Origin of the sequence: Pseudomonas rustica (assembly GCF_018336155.1) — a bacterium.
Lineage (GTDB): Bacteria > Pseudomonadota > Gammaproteobacteria > Pseudomonadales > Pseudomonadaceae > Aquipseudomonas > Aquipseudomonas rustica.
On the sequence record NZ_JAGYHF010000006.1, the window covers coordinates 143,288 to 163,817 of the forward strand.

At 59.7% G+C, this 20,530-nt stretch carries 20 protein-coding genes; 11 read left to right on the forward strand and 9 right to left on the reverse strand.

Annotated elements, in window-relative coordinates:
• Positions 1-23: 23 nt before the first annotated feature.
• Complete coding sequence (gene gbcB, locus KFS80_RS13165; protein ID WP_053124547.1) at positions 24-1,124, reverse strand: glycine-betaine demethylase subunit GbcB; 1,101 nt, start codon at positions 1,122-1,124, stop codon at positions 24-26.
• A 294-nt stretch (positions 1,125-1,418) separates the two neighbouring features.
• Here gbcB and gbcA point away from each other — a divergent pair, with 294 nt between their 5' ends.
• The gene (gbcA, locus tag KFS80_RS13170; RefSeq protein WP_212545033.1) at positions 1,419-2,714 is read left to right on the forward strand and encodes an aromatic ring-hydroxylating oxygenase subunit alpha; all 1,296 of its coding nucleotides are present in this window, start codon (positions 1,419-1,421) and stop codon (positions 2,712-2,714) included.
• Between the two features lie 758 nt (positions 2,715-3,472).
• Here the strand turns inward: gbcA and KFS80_RS13175 are convergent.
• From KFS80_RS13175 to KFS80_RS13205, 7 genes are all read right to left on the reverse strand, one after another.
• Complete coding sequence (locus tag KFS80_RS13175) at positions 3,473-4,039, reverse strand: GNAT family N-acetyltransferase (RefSeq protein ID WP_212545034.1); 567 nt, start codon at positions 4,037-4,039, stop codon at positions 3,473-3,475.
• A gap of 202 nt (positions 4,040-4,241) precedes the next feature.
• Positions 4,242-5,012: an electron transfer flavoprotein subunit beta gene (gene etfB, locus KFS80_RS13180; RefSeq protein ID WP_212545035.1), complete on the reverse strand. Its 771-nt coding sequence runs from the start codon at positions 5,010-5,012 to the stop codon at positions 4,242-4,244.
• A gap of 9 nt (positions 5,013-5,021) precedes the next feature.
• Positions 5,022-6,242: an electron transfer flavoprotein subunit alpha gene (gene etfA / locus KFS80_RS13185; RefSeq protein WP_212545036.1), complete on the reverse strand. Its 1,221-nt coding sequence runs from the start codon at positions 6,240-6,242 to the stop codon at positions 5,022-5,024.
• Complete coding sequence (dgcB, locus tag KFS80_RS13190) at positions 6,242-8,191, reverse strand: (Fe-S)-binding protein (protein WP_212545037.1); 1,950 nt, start codon at positions 8,189-8,191, stop codon at positions 6,242-6,244. The genes etfA and dgcB overlap by 1 nt, the downstream gene beginning before the upstream one ends.
• Before the next feature lie 162 nt (positions 8,192-8,353).
• Positions 8,354-10,414 (reverse strand): NADH:flavin oxidoreductase, encoded by a 2,061-nt coding sequence (gene dgcA / locus KFS80_RS13195; RefSeq protein WP_212545038.1) that lies wholly within the window; start codon positions 10,412-10,414, stop codon positions 8,354-8,356.
• 15 nt (positions 10,415-10,429) lie between these two features.
• The gene (locus KFS80_RS13200; RefSeq protein WP_053124559.1) at positions 10,430-10,960 is read right to left on the reverse strand and encodes a DUF5943 domain-containing protein; all 531 of its coding nucleotides are present in this window, start codon (positions 10,958-10,960) and stop codon (positions 10,430-10,432) included.
• Positions 10,961-11,067: 107 nt separating this feature from the next.
• The gene (locus KFS80_RS13205; protein WP_008083166.1) at positions 11,068-12,045 is read right to left on the reverse strand and encodes a dipeptidase; all 978 of its coding nucleotides are present in this window, start codon (positions 12,043-12,045) and stop codon (positions 11,068-11,070) included.
• Between the two features lie 234 nt (positions 12,046-12,279).
• Between KFS80_RS13205 and KFS80_RS13210 the strand changes: the two genes are divergently transcribed.
• From KFS80_RS13210 to KFS80_RS13225, 4 genes are all read left to right on the forward strand, one after another.
• A complete protein-coding gene (locus KFS80_RS13210) occupies positions 12,280-12,681 on the forward strand; it encodes a lysozyme inhibitor LprI family protein (RefSeq protein WP_008083168.1) in 402 nt (133 codons plus the stop codon).
• A gap of 102 nt (positions 12,682-12,783) precedes the next feature.
• Positions 12,784-13,107 carry a helix-turn-helix domain-containing protein gene (locus KFS80_RS13215; RefSeq protein WP_212545039.1) on the forward strand — a complete coding sequence of 108 codons (324 nt, stop codon included), beginning with the start codon at positions 12,784-12,786 and terminating at the stop codon, positions 13,105-13,107.
• 29 nt (positions 13,108-13,136) lie between these two features.
• Positions 13,137-13,553: a DUF3010 family protein gene (locus tag KFS80_RS13220; RefSeq protein WP_158959954.1), complete on the forward strand. Its 417-nt coding sequence runs from the start codon at positions 13,137-13,139 to the stop codon at positions 13,551-13,553.
• 15 nt (positions 13,554-13,568) lie between these two features.
• The gene (locus tag KFS80_RS13225; protein ID WP_338109602.1) at positions 13,569-13,769 is read left to right on the forward strand and encodes a DUF3010 family protein; all 201 of its coding nucleotides are present in this window, start codon (positions 13,569-13,571) and stop codon (positions 13,767-13,769) included.
• An 84-nt stretch (positions 13,770-13,853) separates the two neighbouring features.
• On the opposite strand, the gene KFS80_RS13230 is transcribed toward KFS80_RS13225, so the two are convergent.
• Entirely contained in the window at positions 13,854-14,798 is a 945-nt protein-coding gene (locus KFS80_RS13230; RefSeq protein ID WP_212545040.1) for a GlxA family transcriptional regulator, read from the reverse strand.
• Positions 14,799-15,004: 206 nt separating this feature from the next.
• Between KFS80_RS13230 and KFS80_RS13235 the strand changes: the two genes are divergently transcribed.
• The 6 genes from KFS80_RS13235 (at position 15,005) to KFS80_RS13260 (ending at position 20,492) form a co-directional block, all read left to right on the forward strand.
• Positions 15,005-15,949: a choline ABC transporter substrate-binding protein gene (locus tag KFS80_RS13235; protein WP_053124565.1), complete on the forward strand. Its 945-nt coding sequence runs from the start codon at positions 15,005-15,007 to the stop codon at positions 15,947-15,949.
• Positions 15,950-16,058: 109 nt separating this feature from the next.
• Positions 16,059-16,946 carry a 3-dehydrocarnitine:acetyl-CoA trimethylamine transferase CdhC gene (gene cdhC, locus KFS80_RS13240; protein ID WP_053124567.1) on the forward strand — a complete coding sequence of 296 codons (888 nt, stop codon included), beginning with the start codon at positions 16,059-16,061 and terminating at the stop codon, positions 16,944-16,946.
• A 173-nt stretch (positions 16,947-17,119) separates the two neighbouring features.
• Positions 17,120-18,085, forward strand: a complete 966-nt coding sequence (locus KFS80_RS13245; RefSeq protein WP_011336297.1) for an L-carnitine dehydrogenase — start codon at positions 17,120-17,122, stop codon at positions 18,083-18,085.
• A 133-nt stretch (positions 18,086-18,218) separates the two neighbouring features.
• Positions 18,219-18,695, forward strand: a complete 477-nt coding sequence (locus KFS80_RS13250) for a thioesterase family protein (RefSeq protein WP_212545041.1) — start codon at positions 18,219-18,221, stop codon at positions 18,693-18,695.
• 24 nt (positions 18,696-18,719) lie between these two features.
• Positions 18,720-19,883, forward strand: a complete 1,164-nt coding sequence (locus tag KFS80_RS13255; protein ID WP_212545042.1) for a gamma-butyrobetaine dioxygenase — start codon at positions 18,720-18,722, stop codon at positions 19,881-19,883.
• Positions 19,884-20,228: 345 nt separating this feature from the next.
• Positions 20,229-20,492: a hypothetical protein gene (locus tag KFS80_RS13260; RefSeq protein ID WP_007962640.1), complete on the forward strand. Its 264-nt coding sequence runs from the start codon at positions 20,229-20,231 to the stop codon at positions 20,490-20,492.
• The last annotated feature ends 38 nt before the right edge of the window (positions 20,493-20,530 follow it).

The following is a 20,530-nucleotide window of genomic DNA, read 5'->3' on the forward strand; positions in this document are numbered from 1 at the left end:
CCGTACGCAAAAATTCGCCCCCCTCAAAACTCGATACGCACATCACCTTTAGGCACACTGCAGCAAGACAAAATAAACCCCTCCGCCTCGTCGTCCTCGGTAATCCCGCCGTTGTGCTCCATCTCCACCTCGCCACCCAGCTTCAGCACCTTGCACGTCCCGCAAATCCCCATCCCGCAGGCTTTCGGAATCATCAACCCAAGTTTGGCCGCCGCCGCATGCACGGTCTCGCCCGGTGCCACACGGATGCTCTTGCCGGACGAGGTGAACTCGACCTGATGCAGATCGGCGATATCGATTTCCGGTGCATCCGCAGCTTGCTCCGCCTGTTCCACCGCATCGGCACGGGCCTCGGGCGGCGTGGCACCGAACGATTCCTCGTGATAACGCGACATGTCGTAACCAGCCACTTCCAGCAACCGCTTGACCGCATTCATGTACGGCGTCGGCCCGCAGCAGAACACTTCGCGCTCAAGGAAGTCCGGCACCATCAGTTCCAGCATCTTGTGGTTCAGGTAACCGCGATACCCGGCCCACGGCTCACCCAAACCGTGCTTCTCACAAATCAGGTGCAGGCTGAAGTTATCGATCCGCGACGCCATGTGCTCCAGCTCGCGGTGGTAAATGATGTCTTTCGGCGAGCGCGCGCTGTGGATAAAGGTCATGTCGACGTTGGCGTTGGTGTCGTAAAACCAGCGCGCCATCGACATGCACGGCGTGATACCGACGCCGCCGCTGAGATAGAGGACTTTCGGGCTCGGGAAGTCGATGGCGTTGAACAGCCCGACCGGCCCGTGCACCGCCAGCTCTTGCCCTTCATGCAGCGTGTCGTGCAACCAGTTCGAGACCTTGCCGCCCGGCACGCGCTTGATCGTCACCGAAAAGCTGTACGGCACCGACGGCGAACTGGAAATGGTGTACGAACGCATGATCGGCTGGCCTTCGATTTCCAGCTCCAGGGTCACGAACTGCCCGGGCTTGAAGAAGAACAGGATCGGCTGGTCGGCCATGAAACAGAAGGTGCGCACGTCCCAGGTTTCCTGGATGACTTTGACGCAACGGACGATGTGTCGGCCATTGGCCCAGGTCTGGGTGGTGACCGGATTCAGGAAGCTGTTGGACATGCTGTTCTCCACGGCCGACTGTCGGCCTCATGTCGGCGATTCTGCGTATAGCGCGAACCGCCCGTTTACCTATTCGCGACATCGGCATACTTATCGCGACCAGCCCCCAACCACCGGGTGTTGCGCGTCGGGAACAGATTGCATCATGTCGCCCATGGATAAGGTTGCGCCCCGCGCCGGGCCCACACTCGCCCCAACACCAAGACAGATTCTTTACACCTTGCGTAGCCACTTTGCAGCACCCCTGATTCGCCACATTCGCCGGCCACGTAGAGGGCCATGAGGATCACATCGATGGACGTCACCGCAAAAATCAGCCTGGGCGATCCGCTGGAACCCGCACGCAAGGCCACCGCGCAAATGCTCCAAGAGCGCGAGCGCACCTTTTCGCTGCCACAACCGTTCTACAGCGATGAACGACTCTTCGATATCGACATGCAGGAGATCTTCCAGAAAGAGTGGTTGATTGCCGGCATGACCTGCGAGATCCCGGCCAAAGGCAACTATCTGACCCTGCAGATCGGCAAGAACCCGATCATCGTCATTCGTGGCACCGAAGGCGTTGTGCATGCGTTCCACAACGTCTGCCGCCACCGTGGCTCGCGTCTGTGCACCAGCGAGAAGGGCAAAGTCGCCAAACTGGTCTGCCACTACCACCAGTGGACGTACGAGCTGGACGGTCGCCTGTTGTTCGCCGGCACCGAAATGGGCGCCGACTTCGACATGAAGCAGTACGGCCTCAAACCAGTCAACGTGAAGACCGCCGGCGGCTACATCTTTATCAGCCTGGCGGAGAATCCACCGGCCATTGATGACTTCCTGTCGACGCTGAACCATTACATGGAACCGTACGACATGGAGAACACCAAGGTGGCGATCACCACTACCTTGATGGAAAAGGCCAACTGGAAACTGGTGCTGGAAAACAACCGCGAGTGCTACCACTGCAACGCGTCGCACCCGGAACTTCTGAAAACCCTGCTGGAATGGGACGACGTCACCGACCCGCGCGCCGATCAGGCGTTCAAGGATCACGTCGCCGCCTCCGCCGCAGCCTGGGAAGCCGAGAAGATTCCTTACGCCCACGCCAGTTTCGGCCTGCGCAACCGCATCGTGCGTATGCCACTGCTCAAAGGCACCGTGTCGATGACCCTCGACGGCAAACAGGGCTGCGCGAAACTGATGGGCCGGATCAAGAACCCGGATCTCGGCTCGATGCGCATCCTGCACCTGCCGCATTCGTGGAACCACTGCATGGGCGATCACATCATCGTCTTCACCGTGTGGCCGATCAGCGCGCAGGAAACCATGGTTACTACCAAGTGGATTGTGCACAAGGATGCGGTTGAGGGTGTGGATTACGATGTTGATCGCATGCGCCAGGTGTGGGATGCGACCAATGATCAGGATCGGCGTCTGGCTGAGGAGAACCAGCGCGGGATCAACTCGACGGCGTATCAGCCTGGGCCTTATTCGAAGACCTATGAATTTGGCGTGGTGAATTTTGTTGATTGGTACAGCGAGCGCTTGCTGAACAACCTTGGGGCTGAACCTGCGCCTTACCTCAAAGGTGTGCCTGTGCAGGGCTAAGATCTAAAGCAAAAGCTTCGCGAGCAAGCCCGCTCCCACATTTGGAATGCGTTCCACCTGTGGGAGCGGGCTTGCTCGCGAAGGCGTCCTCACAAACACCACATCCCTAAAACCAGATTGCACAATTTCTGATCAACCACCCCACACCCCATACCCACCAAGCCCCCCAGCCTTCCGCAAACAAGTTATCCACACACCCACCCACAGCAAATGGGGACAACTGTGGATGACTCGAAAAATATCCCACTGATTTGCAAAGAAAAACCGTGACTTATCCAGAAGTACGGTTTTGAAAATACATTGATCGTTTTTTGATCAATAGCCTGCAAGCCACGCCATTCGTGGCGCACAGCGGATGGCGAACACCTTATCCACAGAAGCACCAACAGAGATCGGGGGTAACTTTATGCCTGCTGTGGAAAAGCCCTGAAGAATGCGAAATATCAGGCTCTACGGGCAATTCATCGAGTCAAAAGCGCGAATTGATCAGTTATTGACCAACTCTCTGAAAGCCGCGTTATATATAGCTCTCAGGGGTTAGCGAACATCTTATCCACAGATGCGCCAACAGAGATCGGGGGTAACTTACGCAGTTATCCCGCAGAAAAATCCTGTAAAAACCGTAACTTAAGCTGGTTGTTTTTTGATCTGCGGCCCGCAAGCCACGGCAGACATGACTTGCAGCGAAGGGTGAACACGTTATCCACAGACTGACCAACAGGGATTGTGTGTAAACCCTCGTCAGTGGATAACCGAGTTCATGCTCGGTGCATCAGATAGGCCTCGCCCATCACCCGGATCATCGGATGCGGAACCACTTGGCAGGTTTTGACGATGCCGAAGCCATGTCGCTCATAGAAGCGGCGGGCGCCGGTGTTGGCGGCGTAGTCGATCAGGCTCAGACCTTTGAGCGCGAGCTGATCGGCGCGGGCCTGGGCATGCTGGAGGAAGCGCACGCCCAACCCTTGATTGCGCCAACCTTCGTGCAGCGCGAGGCTGGAGATGTACAGCGTGTCCGCCACTTCCATGTCGGCGTATGGCGCCAGCACGGGATCGGTGGGCGGGGTCGGGTCTGGATCTTCGCGCGTGACGTAGCTGTGCATCATGCCAACCACGCGGCCATCGGCCTCAGCGATCAGGCAGTTCTGCCAGGAAAAATCCACGTCGTCGCGGGCATAGCGCCGCTCACCGACATCCAGCAATGCCTCACCCGGCTCGGCCAATTGGCTCCAGATGTAATCCGAAGCACCCTCCGAAGAGATCTGAAACAAACGCGCAATATCGCGCGCATCCGTGCGCCGGGCAGGTCGAAACTCAACGGTCATTCACTTGACTCCTCGGGGGTTTGAGCGGGTGTTTTAACCTGTGGTTGAAGCTGATCGCAAAGGAATGCCGGGGATTTTTCATGTCAACAAATGACTTGTAGGAGCTGAGCTTGCTCGCCAAAGCGGTGTTTCAGTCGACACATCCGCCGACTGACACACCGTCTTCGCGAGCAAGCTCAGCTCCTACAGAGGATCAGCGGTGTCAGCGGACGACGCCTTCTTCGATGAGGAGTTTGAGGATGGCTTCGGCACCGGCCTGTGGGGTAACGCCTTTGAGCACTTGCCCACCGCCGCCGCTGGCTTTCGCCGTAGCGGCTTTCATCCGGTCAGCACCGCTTTTCGCTTTGATCACTTTCAGGCGTTTTGGACGTGGTTTGGCCGGTTGCAGGGTCGCGACGGACAGAAGTTCATCATCGATAACTTCAACGTCGTCAGCCTCCAGTACCCCTCGCCGCGCCGGGCCGTAAGCACTCTGCCGAGGTTTCGGCGCAGCGTTATCCACAGTCGCCAGAAACGGCAGTTTCACCTTCAAGCGACGTCGTTGCCCACGCGGCAAAGCCTGCAGCACCAACGCCGATCCATCATTGATCGACTCCACCTGCGCCAACCCGACCACCAGCGGCCAGCCCAAACCTTCGGCGAGCAGAAACGGCAACATCCCCGAGCCTTCACCGGTTTCGGCCTGGCTGCCGGTCAGCACCACTTGCGCCCCCGCATCGCGCAGATACGCGGTCAGCGCCGGCAACGCGTCAGCACCTGTCGGTTGCTCAAGCACATGCATCTGTTCCAGGCCCATGCCCAGATAGGCGCGCAACGCCGGTTCGGCAACATCGCCGGCATGCAGCACTTGCAGGTTATCCCCAGCGAGTTGCAGGCCCAACTCCACAGCGCGGGCATCTTGCTCGGCGCGACGTGGCCGGCCGGAGGTCGGGTGAGCGCCGATTGAAACCAGACTGATAACTTTCGTGTTCATAGCGTTTCCTTAAGCCGCATCGCGCTTGGCGTCGTTGCGGTAAGCCGCCACCGCCGCGATCAAGGCTTGAAGAATCTCTGCGCTTTCGCCGATCACCGAGAGATCGGCGCGTTTGATCATGTCGCAACCGGGATCGAGGTTGATCGCCACGACCTTGTCGCAGGCGCCAATGCCCTGCAAATGCTGGATCGCCCCGGAGATACCCACAGCGACATACACCCGCGCGGTGACCCAGGTACCGGACGCGCCGACCTGGCGATCACGCGCCATAAAGCCATCGTCCACCGCCACCCGCGATGCGCCTTCGGTGGCGCCGAGTGCGGCAGCCGTTTCGTGGAACAGCGCCCAGTCCTTGACGCCGTTACCGCCGGAGAAAATGAACTCCGCTTCGGCCATCGGAATCGCTGCCGGGTCGACCGCCACTGCGCCAAGATCTTCGATCCGCGACAGGCTGCGCGCGACGCCTGTGGATAACTCCACTGGTAACGCTTCATGACGGGTTTCGCTGACCGGCTCGGCACATTCCGCTGACGCCAGAATCAACCGCGCGAGCGGACGTGCAAGATCCTGCAAGCCAGCACCGGCGCGGCCGATGCACTCTTGATCCTTGACCTGCCAGACCCGCGTCGCCGGGCGTTCGCCCAGTGCTGCGGCAAAGCGTCGACCGAGTTCACCGCCACCGCTGCGACTGTCCGGTAGCAGCCAGTGACGCGGATTGAACTGGTTATCCACAGCACGCAAACCTTGCACGCGTTGCTCCGGTGCATAACCGCTGAAGGCTTCACTTTCGAGCACCAACAAACGATCCACGCCAGCAGTGGCGAACGCGTTTTCCTTATGTTCACCAAAAACCACCGCCAACACCGCGCCGTCCTTGCCGGCCAGTTGATGGGCGAGGCCAAGCAAATCGCGGTCATGGCTACTTAAGCGGCCACCGACCATGTCCGGCACCACGCTGATGTAGAACGCCGGGGCCGGCACTTGATGCAGCGGCAATTGCACTTCAACAGTCGCCGAACATTTAACCGCCCCGCCCTGTTGCGCGCCGCTGCGGTCGATCCGTTTGATGCCGTTAGGGCCGATAAAACCCATGCCGTGCAGGTTCTTGCGGATAACGCCGTTCGGCCCCATCCAGCTGTGCTGCGCCGGTTGCATCGCCGCGTGCAGCGGGTGCAGGCGGTTACGGGCAATCCATTCGGCGCGCGGGTCGCGGCGGATAATATCGCTCATCAGTGGGCCTCCGCAGGTTCACGTTTGGCCGGGGGGGCAGGCTTGCTTGGCGCGGCGTCTTCGAGCAGCGCGTCGGCCACCAGTTCGGCAATGTCCTTGATCAGCGGACGCGGTTCGACCACGCCTTCGAGCATCGCTGTGCACTGTGGACAACCCACGGCTACCAGTTCGGCGCCGGTCTCGCGGATGTCCTCCATGCGCATGTCGGGAATCCGCTGCTTGCCCGGAATGTCGGTGATCGGCGCCCCGCCGCCACCGCCGCAGCAGCGTGAGCGGAAGCCGGAACGCTGCATCTCTTTCACTTCGATGCCGAGCGCGCGCAGCACTTCACGCGGCGCCTCGTACTCGCCGTTGTAGCGGCCGAGGTAGCACGGGTCGTGATAGGTCACGCTGTTGCCTTTGTGCTGCCCGAGATTGAGCGCGCCGGCCTGAATGATTTCCGCCATGTAGGTGCTGTGGTGCTGCACCAGGTAGTTGCCGTCGAACGCGCCGTATTCGTTTTTCAGCACATGGAAGCTGTGCGGATCGCAGGTGACGATGCGGTTGAAGCTGTATTTGCCCAGGGTCTGGATGTTGCGTTTGGCGAGTAACTGGAAGGTTGCTTCGTCGCCCAAACGGCGCGCCACGTCACCGCTGTCACGCTCTTCAAGACCGAGTACGGCGAAGTCGATTTTCGCCGCTTTCAGCACTTTGACGAACGCGCGCAGAGTGCGTTGGTTGCGCATGTCGAACGCACCGTCGCCGACCCAGAACAGCACGTCGGTGGATTTCTTTTCGCTGAGCAGATTGAGGTTCAAGTCCGCCGCCCAGTTCATCCGCCCGCCCGGGGCGAAACCGCCGGGGTTGTCGGTGGCGATGAGGTTTTCGAGGACTTCGGCGCCCTTGTTCGGGGTCGCGCCTTTTTCCAGGGTCAGATGGCGGCGCATGTCGACGATGGCGTCGACGTGCTCGATCATCATCGGGCATTCCTCGACGCAGGCGCGGCAAGTGGTGCACGACCAGAGGGTTTCGGCGTCGACCAGACCGTTGACGATGGGTTGATGCGGATTGCCGCTGTGTTCGCCAATGGGTTTGCCGGGATAAGGGCTGCCGGCGAATTTCGCATCGGTACCGCCAGCGAGGCCGACGACCATGTCCTGAATCAGTTTTTTCGGGTTCAGTGGCTGACCAGCGGCGAACGCCGGGCATGCGGCTTCGCATTTACCGCACTGCACGCAGGCGTCGAATCCGAGCAACTGATTCCAGGTGAAATCTACGGGTTTCTCAACACCCAACGGTGCTGACGGATCATTGAGATCCAAAGGTTTCAGGCCCGTGGAACGACCGCCGCCAAAACGCTCAGCGCGACGGTGCCAAGCCAAATGCAAAGCGCCGGCAAAGGCGTGTTTCATCGGCCCGCCCCAAGTCATGCCGAAGAACAGTTCCGACACGCCCCACAGCACACCAATTCCCAAGATGACCGCGAGTACCCAGCCACCGAAGTTCTCCGGCAGAATTCCAGCCACCGGCAGAGTCAGCAGAAAGAACGACGCCGAGAATGCCAGCAAGCTTTTCGGCAGGCGCATCCACGGGCCTTTCGACAGCCGCGCTGGGGGGTTGCGCCGACGCAGATAAACGAAGATCGCGCCGACGAACATCACCGCCGTCATCAGCAGCAAGGCGTAACCGAGAATGCGGTTATGCAGGCCAAAACCGTGCACCAGCAGCGCCAGCACAATCGACGCCACCGCACCGCCGGCGGTGGCCACGTGGGTGTTGGCGATGTATTTGTCCCGCGCGACGACATGGTGCAAATCGACCATGTAACGCTTGGGCATGGCGAGCAGGCCGCCGATCAGGTCGACCTTCGAGGCCCGGCCCCGACGCCACATGGCCACCCGCCGCAACGCGCCAAGGACACCAAGGCCCAGAGCTGCGAACAACAGGATTGGAAGAAGGGTGTTCAACATGGTGAAGCTCCCACCAGTACAACCTGGAGAAACACGGCGTTCAATGATCGTTCCCACGCTCTGCGTGGGAATGCATCCCGGGACGCTCCGCGTCCCAAAGCGGACGCGGAGCGTCCATTGCGGCATTCCCACGCGGAGCGTGGGAACGATCGTTCGCGAGGCTTAGAAGTCTTTGCACAACCGCAACGCGTCGTAGATGGCGGCGTGGGTATTGCGCTGCGCCACGCAGTCGCCGATGCGGAACAGCAAGTAGCCGTCGCCCGTGGTGCTCAACGAAGGCTGCGGTTTGATCGCGAACAAGGCATCGATATCGATCTGGCCCTTGTTGCGCGAACCGTCCTTGAGCCCGTAATACAACTCTTCGTCGGGGCGCACGCCGTTCTCCACTACCACCTGATCGACCACCCGCTCCTCTTTGGCGCCGGTGTATTCGTTCTCCAGCACCGCGATCAGTTTGTCGCCTTCGCGGTAAACCTTCTCGAGCATCATGTCGCCGGTCATGATCACTTCTTTCGGGTACATGCTGCGGTAGTAGGTCGGGAACGACGTACCGCCGATGGCCACGCCCGGCTTGATGTCGTCGGTGACGATCTCGACCTGGCTGCCCTTGTCAGCAAGGAAGTCGGCAACCGACATCCCGGTGAACTCGCAAATGGTGTCGTAGACCAGCACGTTCTTGCCCGGCGCGACCTTGCCATCCAGCACGTCCCAGCTGCTGACGACCAAACCTTCAGCGGCGCCCCAGTGTTCGTTCTGCTCCAGGAACGGATGACCGCCCACCGCCAGCACCACCACGTCCGGACGCAAATCCATGATGGTCGCAACGTCAGCTGCCGTGCCCAGACGCAGATCGACTTTCAACCGCGCCAGCTCCAACTGGAACCAGCGGGTGATACCAGCAATCTGGTCACGCTGCGGCGCTTTCGATGCCGTGGTGATCTGCCCGCCGATAAATTCTTTCTTCTCGAACAAGGTCACGTCGTGGCCACGTTCAGCCGACACGCGAGCGGCTTCCATCCCCGCAGGCCCGGCACCAACGATGACCACTTTGCGTTTGACGCCGGTGGATTTTTCGATGATGTGCGGCACGCCCATGTATTCACGGGAGGTCGCGGCGTTCTGGATGCACAGCACGTCCAAACCTTGGTACTGACGGTCGATGCAATAGTTGGCGCCGACGCACTGTTTGATCTGATCGATCTGGCCCATTTTGATCTTGGCGATCAGGTGCGGGTCAGCGATGTGCGCGCGGGTCATGCCGACCATGTCGACGTAACCGCCTTCGAGAATGCGTGTGGCCTGATTCGGATCCTTGATGTTCTGCGCGTGCAAAACCGGCGCCTTCACCACTTCTTTGATGCCCGCAGCCAGGTGCAGAAACGGCTCCGGTGGATAACTCATGTTGGGGATAACGTTGGCCAGGGTGTTGTGGGTGTCGCAACCCGAACCGACCACACCGATGAAGTCGAGCATGCCGGTGTCGTCGTAATACTTGGCGATCTGTTTCATGTCCTCGTGGGACAAACCGTCCGGGTGGAACTCGTCACCGCACAGACGGATGCCGACGCAGAAATCGTCGCCGACTTCCTTGCGCACAGCCTTGAGCACTTCGAGGCCGAAACGCATGCGGTTCTCGAAGCTGCCGCCCCACTCGTCCGTACGTTTGTTGACGCGCGGGCTCCAGAACTGGTCGATCATGTGCTGGTGCACGGCGGACAGTTCGACACCGTCGAGACCGCCGGCCTTGGCCCGCGCCGCAGCGGTGGCGTAGTTGCCGATCACCCGCCAGATTTCTTCCGGCTCGATGGTTTTGCAGGTCGCGCGATGCACCGGTTCGCGGATGCCCGACGGCGATAGCAGCGTCGGCCAGTGCTCGCCATCCCAGCGCGAACGACGGCCCATGTGGGTAATCTGAATCATGATCTTGGCGCCATGCTTGTGCATCGCGTCCGCCAGATTCTGGAAGTGCGGAATGATCCGGTCGTCCGCCAGGTTCACCGATTTCCACCAGCCTTGCGGGCTGTCGATGGCCACACTGGAAGAACCGCCGCAAATCGCCAGGCCGATGCCGCCCTTGGCTTTCTCTTCGTAGTATTTGACGTAGCGGTCGGTGGTCATGCCGCCGTCCGTTGCGTAGACCTCAGCGTGCGCGGTACTGAGCACGCGGTTGCGGATGGTCAGTTTGCCGATCTGGATCGGCTGGAACATTGCTTCGAAAGCCATGGCGGGTTCCTCGACTTACAACGGCTTGACGGTGAACAAGCCGTCTTCGTGGCCTTCTTCGGAGCCACCGTAAACTTGCTCGGCAACCGTGCGAATCTTGCTGCCGCGGGCTTCAAGGATCTGATCCATCGCACCGGCAAACCAACCGGTGAACATATAGTCGACCTTGCGCCCGACCTTGCCGTAGACGTAGACGAATGCCGAGTGTTCGAGCTTGACGCTGGCAGTGCCTTTGTCGAGGTCGATGTCCTGAATCTTGAACAGGCCCCAGCCGCGTTGCGACAGGCGTTTCATGTAGTGCTCGAATACGGCGACGCCTTCCAGGCCGTGGCATTCAGCTTCTTTTTCGCACCAGTGCCAGGCGGATTTGTAGCCGGCCTTGTAGAGGATTTCGGCGTAGGCGTCGGCGCCCAAGACTTCTTCGATGCCCATGTGGTTATTGACGAAGAAATGCCGTGGCACGTAGAGCATCGGCAGGGCGTCGGAGGTCCAGACACCGGTCTCGCTGTCGACTTCGATTGGCAATTGCGGGGCGATCTTGGCCATGGAAAGTTAACTCCAGAAAAAATAGTGGATTCAGTGGTGACCGCTGCCCTCACCCCAGCCCTCTCCCACAGAAGAGGGGGCAGTGCGGCGGCGGTCTTGAGTCAGCGTTACTCGCCCCAGACGTCTTTCAAGACGTTGACCCAGTTCTCGCCCATGATCTTGCGCACGACGCGCTCGGGATGGCCGCGCTTGAGCAGGGTTTCGGTCAGGTTCGGGAACTCGCCGACGGTGCGGATGCCCAGCGGGTTGATGATCTTGCCGAAGCTGGTCAGACGGCGGGCGTAACCCTTGTCGTGGGTCAAGTATTCGAAGAAGTCCTGGCCGTGGCCCTGGGTGAAGTCGGTGCCGATGCCGATGGCGTCTTCGCCGACGATGTTCATCACGTACTCGATCGCTTCGGCGTAGTCGTCGATGGTCGAATCGATGCCCTTGGCGAGGAACGGCGCGAACATGGTCACGCCGACAAAACCGCCGTGGTCAGCAATGAACTTCAGCTCTTCATCGGACTTGTTGCGCGGGTGCTCTTTGAGCCCCGACGGCAGGCAGTGGGAATAGCAGACCGGTTTTTTCGATTCGAGGATGACTTCTTCAGAAGTCTTGGAACCGACGTGAGACAGGTCGCACATGACGCCGACGCGGTTCATCTCGGCAACGATCTCGCGACCGAAACCCGAGAGGCCGCCGTCACGCTCATAGCAGCCGGTGCCGACCAGATTCTGGGTGTTGTAGCACATCTGCACGATGCCGACGCCGAGCTGCTTGAACACCTCGACATAGCCGATCTGGTCTTCAAAGGCGTGGGCATTCTGGAAGCCGAAGAGGATGCCGGTTTTGCCCTGCTCCTTGGCTTTGCGGATGTCGGCGGTGGTGCGCACCGGCATCACCAGGTCGCTGTTGTCGCGGATCAGCTTCTGGCTGGCGGCAATATTGTTCACGGTCGCCTGAAAGCCTTCCCACACCGACACAGTGCAGTTGGCCGCCGTCAGACCGCCCTTGCGCATGTCTTCAAACAGCTCGCGGTTCCATTTGGCAATGATCAGACCGTCGATAACGATGCTGTCGGCGTGTAATTCGGCTGGGCTCATCAGGCGTCCCCTTATTGGCGATTCATGCGCCGAATCGTCTGCCGGCGCTTTGGGGCCAGCATATGCCTCGGTGCCGGGGCGACCGGGTGCAAAAACGACAGGGGAATTGCCGAAAGCGTCAATCCGCGACAAAGGGTCATCCGCCGCCCCGACCGGCCACCTTTCCAAGCCCGCACGCTTGAGCCAGAATCACCGGCATCTTGCAAACACCACTGGATTAGAGCGGCGACAACAATGAAATCGATCTTCCTGGCCCTGGCACTGATTGCGACCGGCGTACACGCCGCCGAAGAGTCCGACAACAACCCGTGCGACGCAGTCGAAAACGACGTCCAGACCCTGGAATGCTCGACCTACAGCCGCACCACCGCCGAAGACCTGCTCAAAGACAACTACGCCAGCCTGACCGAACGCATGCAGACCGCATACGGCAAAAACGCCACGCAACTGGCGGATATCACCGCCAAACTCAAAACTGCTCAACAGCAGTGGCTGAAGACGCGGGATGCGGATTGCGCGGTTGAGGCATTCCCGGCGACGGCGGGGAGCAAGGCTTTTACCATTGCGCAGAATGATTGCGTGGCGCGGATGAGTGATGAGCGGTCGGAGTTTTTGGAGTCGATTGGGCAGGAGTGATCCTGATTACTCGCAACATGCCGTCAAACGTTGCTGGTTGGTCTCGCGAGAAATATAAGCAAAGATCCTCGAATCTTATAAAAGACTTATATTTCTCCGAACATGAAATTGTCCAAAGACATCCAAATCATCAACGACGCCGAGGGCAAACCGGCCTTCGTGGTCATTCTCTATGCGCAATACGTCGCACAGAAAATACAACCAAATCTGATTCCCCATGAGGTGGTTAGCCGCATGGTCGACGGGGCGACACCGATTCGGGCCTGGCGCGAATATCTCAACCTGACGCAAGAAGAAGTCGCCAACCGCATGGGCATTTCGCAACCGGCGTTTGCTCAACAGGAAGCGGTTTCCAAGCCTCGTAAAGCGACACGCGAGAAAATTGCAGCGGCATTCGGCATCACCGCCAGTCAGCTTGAGTTGTAAGCTGTCCTCTTCACTTCAAGGAATTCCCCATGAACATCTGCGGCATTGAAATCAAAGGCAGCGAAGCGATCATCGCCGTGGCCGCTCTCGACGGTTCGACCCTGAGCCACATTCCCCTCGCCACCAAGAAAATCGCCCTCGACGAAGATGACGAAGCGGCGAACGTGAAGCTGTTCGCGGCGCAAGTGGCGTCGTTTGTGCGTGAGAATTCGGTTGACCGGATTGCGATCAAGAAGCGCAGCAAGAAAGGTGAGTTTGCCGGTGGGCCGACGACGTTCAAGATTGAAGGGATTTTGCAGTTGCTCGATGGCTGTGAGGTGACGCTGTTGTCGCCGCAGACGATCAATGCGCAGGCGAAGAAGCATAATTTCGAGCTGCCGGGGACGCTGAACAAGTATCAGCATGAGGCTTATAAAGCGGCGTGTTCGGCGTTGGTGAAGAAGTAAGCGTTTCTTCAGCCGATGAAGATCAAAAAATGTGGGAGCGGGCTTGGACGGATTGAAGGGATTTTGCAGTTGCTCGACGGCTGTGAAGTGACGCTGTTGTCGCCGCAGACGATCAATGCGCAGGCGAAGAAGCATAATTTCGAGCTGCCGGGGACGCTGAACAAGTATCAGCATGAGGCTTATAAAGCGGCGTGTTCGGCGTTGGTGAAAAAGTAAGATCAAAAGATCGCAGCCTTCGGCAGCTCCTACATTGGAATGCAATCAACTGTAGGAGCTGCCGAAGGCTGCGATCTTTTGATTTCAGGCTTGGGCGGTACGCCGGTCTTCGCGCGGGCAGCGGGCGAATTTTGCTCGATAGCTGCGGGTGAAGTAGGACGGTGATTCGAAGCCGCAGGCGATGCTGACTTCGAGCACGCTCATGTCGGTCTGGCGCAGTAGCTGCCGGGCCTTTTCCAGGCGTAGGCGCAGGTAAAAGTTACTCGGCGTATCGTTCAGATGCAGCCGAAACAACCGTTCCAGTTGCCGCCGCGTGACTTTGATCGATTCCGCCAATTGCAGCGTGGTCAGCGGCGGTTCGCTGTGCTGCTCCATCTCGCCAATCACCTGCACCAGTTTCTTGTTATTGATGCCATAACGCGTGGCAACTTCCATGCGTTGGTGGTCTTTTCGCGGGCGAATCCGCCCCAGCACAAACTGCTCACTGACCTCAATCGCCAGCTGCGGCCCATGGGCCTGGGCGATCAGATCGAGCATCAGATCGATGGACGCGGTGCCGCCCGCCGAGGTGATGCGCCGACGGTCGATCTCGAACAGCTCCTGAGTGACGCTGAGCTGTGGATAAGACTCCTTGAACGCATCGATCGCTTCCCAGTGCAGGGTCAGGCGATGGCCCTCAAGCAACCCGGCTTCGGCAAGGACAAAGCTGCCCGTGTCGATGGCGCCCAGCGTCACGCCATCGTTATCCAGCCGCCGCAGCCAATGTTCCAGCACCGGCGTGGCAAACTTCAGCGGCTCAAACCCGGCCACCACCAACAACGTCGCACCTTTCTTCAGGGGTTCCAGCGCGGCATCGGCGTTGACCGACATGCCGTTGCTCGCCAGCACCGCCCCGCCATCGGCGCTGAGTACGTGCCAGCGGTACAGCTCGCCACGAAAGCGGTTGGCGACGCGCAGCGGTTCGATGGCGGAGATAAAGCCGATGGCGGAGAAGCCCGGCATCAGCAAGAAATAGAAATCCTGAGACATGTGCGCACTCGATTCGCGGGTAACGAGAGGGAGGGTAGCGTGGATCGTTGATACGCCGATTGTCGTCAGCGTTCAAGCGTGCAGGTCGCTACAGTGCAAATGCCCGTCGCCGTAGTGCGCTTTCACGGGTGCATTGCTGCGTAACTTTGCATCACCGGCGCATCAGATGCCGGGAACCACAATAACGACCTGCCGAGGAACCCGACATGAAACGACTGATCAGCAGCTGTGTTCTTGCACTCAGCGGTACCGCTTTCTTGAGCGCCAGCGTCATGGCGGCCGAACCTGCGTCATGCCAGAACGTGCGCATGGGCGTGGTGAACTGGACCGACGTGATCGCCACCAGTGCGATGACCCAGGTATTGCTCGACGGCCTCGGCTACAACACCAAACAAACCAGCGCGTCCCAACAAATCATCTTCGCCGGGATTCGCGATCAGCGTCTGGACTTGTTCCTCGGTTACTGGAACCCGTTGATGACGCAAACCATTACGCCGTTTGTCGACGCCAATCAGGTCAAAGTCCTTGAAGCACCGAGCCTGAAGGACGCCCGCGCCACCCTCGCGGTACCGACCTATCTGGCGGATAAAGGCCTGAAAACCTTTGCCGACATCGCCAAGTTCGAAAAGGAACTCGGCGGCAAGATCTACGGCATCGAGCCAGGCTCAGGCGCCAATACGCAGATCAAGGCAATGATCGCCAAGAACCAGTTCGGCCTCGGCAAGTTCCAGTTGGTCGAGTCGAGCGAGGCCGGCATGCTCGCCGCCGTCGATCGCGCCGTGCGCCGCAAAGAGGCCGTGGTGTTCTTCGGCTGGGCGCCGCACCCGATGAACGTTAACGTGAAGATGACCTATCTCACCGGCAGTGAAGACGCCCTCGGCCCGAATGAAGGCATGGCGACGGTGTGGACAGTGACCGCGCCGAAATACGCCGAGCAATGCCCGAACATCGGTCGCCTGCTGAGTAATCTGACCTACACCGCCGAAGACGAGAGCCGGATGATGCAGCCGCTGCTCGATCACAAAGATGCTTTCGAATCCGCCAAGCAATGGCTCAAGGATCACCCGGAAGACAAGCAGCGCTGGCTCGACGGTGTGACCACGTTCGATGGCAAACCAGCGGCTGAAAATCTCCAGCTGACCAGCAAATAACCCTCTCAATTTAAAGCCCCTCTCCCTGACCGGAGAGAGGACTGAACCACGCTTCGCAGCCCCGAAAAGGGCTGCGGACAGACCCATCACGCCTGAAGGAAACCGCACCATGAACCACGACGTCATCATCACCTGCGCACTCACCGGTGCTGGCGACACGACCGCCAGAAGTCCTCATGTGCCGGTCACCCCGAAACAAATCGCTGCGGCGGCCGTTGAAGCCGCCAAGGCTGGCGCCACCGTCGTGCACTGCCACGTGCGTGATCCGCAAACCGGCAAGTTCAGCCGCGACGTCGCGCTGTACCGCGAAGTGATGGAGCGCATCCGCGAGGCCGACGTCGACATCATCGTCAACCTCACCGCCGGCATGGGCGGCGACCTGGAAATCGGCGCGGGCGAGAACCCGATGGAGTTCGGCCCGAACACCGATCTGGTCGGCCCGTTGACCCGTCTGGCGCACGTAGAAGAATTGCTCCCGGAAATCTGCACCCTCGATTGCGGCACCCTGAATTTTGGCGATGGCGACACCATTTACGTGTCCACTCCGGCGCAACTGCGCGCCGGCGCCAAGCGCATTACCGAGCTGGGCGTGAAGGCCGAGCTGGAAATTTTCGACACCGGGCATCTGTGGTTTGCCAAGCAGATGATCAAGGAAGGTTTGCTGGATAACCCGCTGTTCCAGCTGTGCCTGGGCATTCCATGGGGCGCGCCGGCGGATACCACGACGATGAAAGCCATGGTCGATAACTTGCCCGCCGATGCAGTGTGGGCCGGGTTCGGCATTGGCCGGATGCAGATGCCGATGGCGGCGCAAGCGGTGCTGCTTGGCGGCAACGTGCGGGTCGGGCTGGAAGACAACCTGTGGCTGGACAAAGGCGTGCTGGCGACCAACGGCCAATTGGTCGAACGCGCCAGCGAAATCCTCAGCCGCCTCGGCGCCCGCGTGCTGACCCCGGCGGAAGGTCGCAAGAAAATGGGCCTGACCCAGCGCGGCTAAGCCCTACACCTATTCCCGTTTGGAACCGGATTTGTGGCGAGGGGATTTATCCCCGTTCGGCTGCGCAGCAGTCGCAAAATCTTGGGGCCGCTGCGCGACCCAACGGGGATAAATCCCCTCGCCACAAGGGCCGTTTTCACAAGGGATCACCGAACACATTCAGGAATGTCGCCATGAGCTTTATCACCGAAATCAAAACCTTCGCCGCGCTGGGCAGCGGTGTCATCGGCAGTGGCTGGGTCGCCCGTGCCCTCGCCCATGGCCTCGACGTCGTGGCCTGGGATCCGGCGCCCGGCGCTGAAGCGGCGCTGCGCAAACGCGTCGCCAATGCCTGGGGGGCGCTGGAGAAAAACGGACTGGCGCCGGGTGCTTCGCAGGATCGTCTGCGCTTTGTCGCGACCATCGAAGAATGCGTGCGCGATGCCGATTTCATTCAGGAAAGCGCTCCGGAACGTCTGGAGCTGAAACTCGATCTGCACAGCAAAATCAGCGCAGCGGCCAAGCCGAATGCATTGATTGGTTCGAGCACTTCGGGGCTGTTGCCGAGTGAGTTTTACGAGAGTTCGACGCATCCGGAACGTTGCGTGGTTGGCCACCCGTTCAACCCGGTTTATCTGCTGCCACTGGTGGAAGTGGTTGGTGGCAAAAACACCGCGCCGGAAGCCGTGCAAGCGGCGATGAAAGTCTACGAATCCCTCGGCATGCGCCCGTTGCACGTGCGCAAGGAAGTGCCAGGATTCATCGCCGACCGCTTGCTCGAAGCGTTGTGGCGTGAGGCGCTGCACCTGGTCAACGACGGTGTCGCGACCACGGGCGAGATCGACGATGCGATCCGTTTTGGCGCTGGATTGCGCTGGTCGTTTATGGGGACTTTCCTGACTTACACCTTGGCCGGCGGCGATGCGGGCATGCGCCACTTCATGTCGCAATTCGGCCCGGCGTTGCAGTTGCCGTGGACGTATCTGCCGGCGCCGGAACTGACTGACAAGTTGATTGATGATGTGGTCGATGGCACCAGTGATCAGCTCGGTCGTCACAGCATTTCGGCGCTGGAGCGCTATCGTGATGATTGCTTGCTGGCGGTGCTGGAGGCGGTGAAGACCACCAAGGAAAAGCACGGGATGAGTTTCAGCGAATAGGCCGTTTAATGATCGTTCCCACGCTCGGCGTGGGAATGCAGCCCGGGACGCTCCGCGTCCCAGAATCGTGACGCAGAGCGTCACAGGAGGCGTTCCCACGCAGAGCGTGGGGACGATCGCGCCAGGAGAAAACATGCCCACCCTCACCACCTACCAAACCAAAATCATCCCCGACTGGGTCGACTACAACGGCCACCTGCGCGATGCCTTTTACCTGCTGATTTTCAGCTACGCCACCGATGCCCTGATGGATCGCCTCGGCATGGACAGCAACAACCGCGAAGCCAGCGGCCACTCGCTGTTCACCCTCGAGCTGCACCTCAACTATCTGCACGAAGTGAAGCTCGATACCGAGGTTGAAGTGCGCACACAAATCATCGGCCACGACAGCAAACGCCTGCACCTCTATCACAGCCTGCACAAGGTCGGTGACGATCAGGAACTGGCCGGCAACGAACAAATGCTCCTCCACGTCGACCTCGCCGGGCCACGTTCGGCACCGTTCAGCGCCGACACCTTGAGCCGTCTGCAAGCCATCGTCACCGAGCAGAAAGACCTGCCCGCTCCCGCTTACATCGGCCGCGTCATCGCGCTGCCACCCGCCCGGTAATGCCATCGATCGCAAGGAGCCGCCATGAACACCGCTGCCGCTGTTGCCGACTTCCGTACTTATCCGTTGATCAGCGCGCTAAGCGGCGTGCAGAGTCTGGCGGATCGTGTTGCCATCGAGTGGGCTGACGGCCGCGTCAGCCCGTTTCACCATGTCTGGTTACGGGACAATTGCCCGTGTCAGCAATGCGTTTACAACGTTACGCGCGAACAGGTTTTCGAGATCGTCGATGCCGCTGAAGAGTTGAAACCAACAGCCGCACACATCGACAGCGATGGCTGCTTACGCATCGATTGGCAGGACGGCCACCTCAGCCGTTTCGATCCGGGCTGGCTACGCGCTCACGCCTACGACGATGAGTCCCGCGCGGAACGCCTGGAAGCCAAACCCAAGCCCTACCTGTGGCACAGCGATTTGCAGTTGCCGGTGTTCGAGTACGCGGCGCTGATGAACGACAACGCCGCCCTCCTGCAATGGATGCTCGCCATTCGCGACATCGGCCTGACCCAAGTACGCGGCGTACCCACCGAACCCGGTTCGCTGAAGCTCATCGCCCAGCGGATTTCATTCATCCGCGAAAGCAATTTCGGCGTGCTGTTCAATGTGCAATCCAAGGCCGATGCCGACAGCAATGCCTACACCGCTTTCAACCTGCCGTTGCACACGGACCTGCCGACTCGCGAGCTGCAACCGGGGCTGCAATTTCTGCATTGTCTGGTGAATGACGCCGAGGGTGGCGAGAGTATTTTTGTCGATGGCTTTGCTATCGCCGATGCGTTGCGCAGCGAAGACCCGGCGTCGTTTCAGGCCCTGTGTGAAATACCGGTAGAGTTTCGCAATAAGGATCGGCACAGCGACTATCGCTGCCTGGCGCCGATCATTGCTTTGGATGCGCTAGGACGCGTGGCGGAGATTCGCATGGCGAACTTCTTGCGCGGGGCGTTTGATACGTCGGTGGAACAGATGCCGTTGTTGTATCGGGCGTATCGGCGATTTATCGCGATGACCCGCGAGCCACGGTTTCGGTTGATGCAGCGGCTGAATCCGGGCGAGCTGTGGTGCTTTGATAATCGCCGCACGTTGCATGCGCGCAATGCGTTCGACCCGGCCACCGGGGCGCGGCATTTTCAGGGCTGCTATATCGACCGGGATGAGTTGTTGTCGCGGATCCTCGTGTTACAGCGTTAGACCGTAAAAAGATCGCAGCCTTCGGCAGCTCCTACATTGGAATGCGTTCACTGTAGGAGCTGCCGAAGGCTGCGATCTTTGCTTTTATAAGCAGGCAAAAAAAGCCCCGATACCAGCCGTGACCGGATCGGGGCTCAAGCTACTGTTGAGGAGCTGCCGTGCGAGGGTGACCAAACCTTCGTGAAGCGAGCTTGCGCCAGTGTGCCCACTCCCCTGTCTGTCGAGTTAGCCGAAAACGACCTGTTCATAGTCGTCGCAGCCACACAGACAAAACGCCCTTGCCGTCCCCGTCCCGGCCTTACAGAATCAAGCCAAGACCTCCGTTGCCACAGAAGGATTTGCGTGATGATGTACGCCGATTTGATTGACCAGGAAGACCTGCTGGGACAGCTCAAGGCCTTGGGTTTTCAGGTGCCGAGCGGCTCAACAGCCGAGCAGGCCTGCGAGTGTGCGGTGCGGGGTCTGGATAATGTTCGCGCGTTTGAACTGCGCAAGATGGTCAAGGACATGTACACCAGCGGCGCCAGTATTCAGCCGGCAGTGCGGCAGGCGATTGACAAGCAGTTGTTGCCAGCATTGGCGGACTATCAGCAAAGCCATAGCGCCTGACAGCAGATCAAAAGATCGCAGCCTTCGGCAGCTCCTAC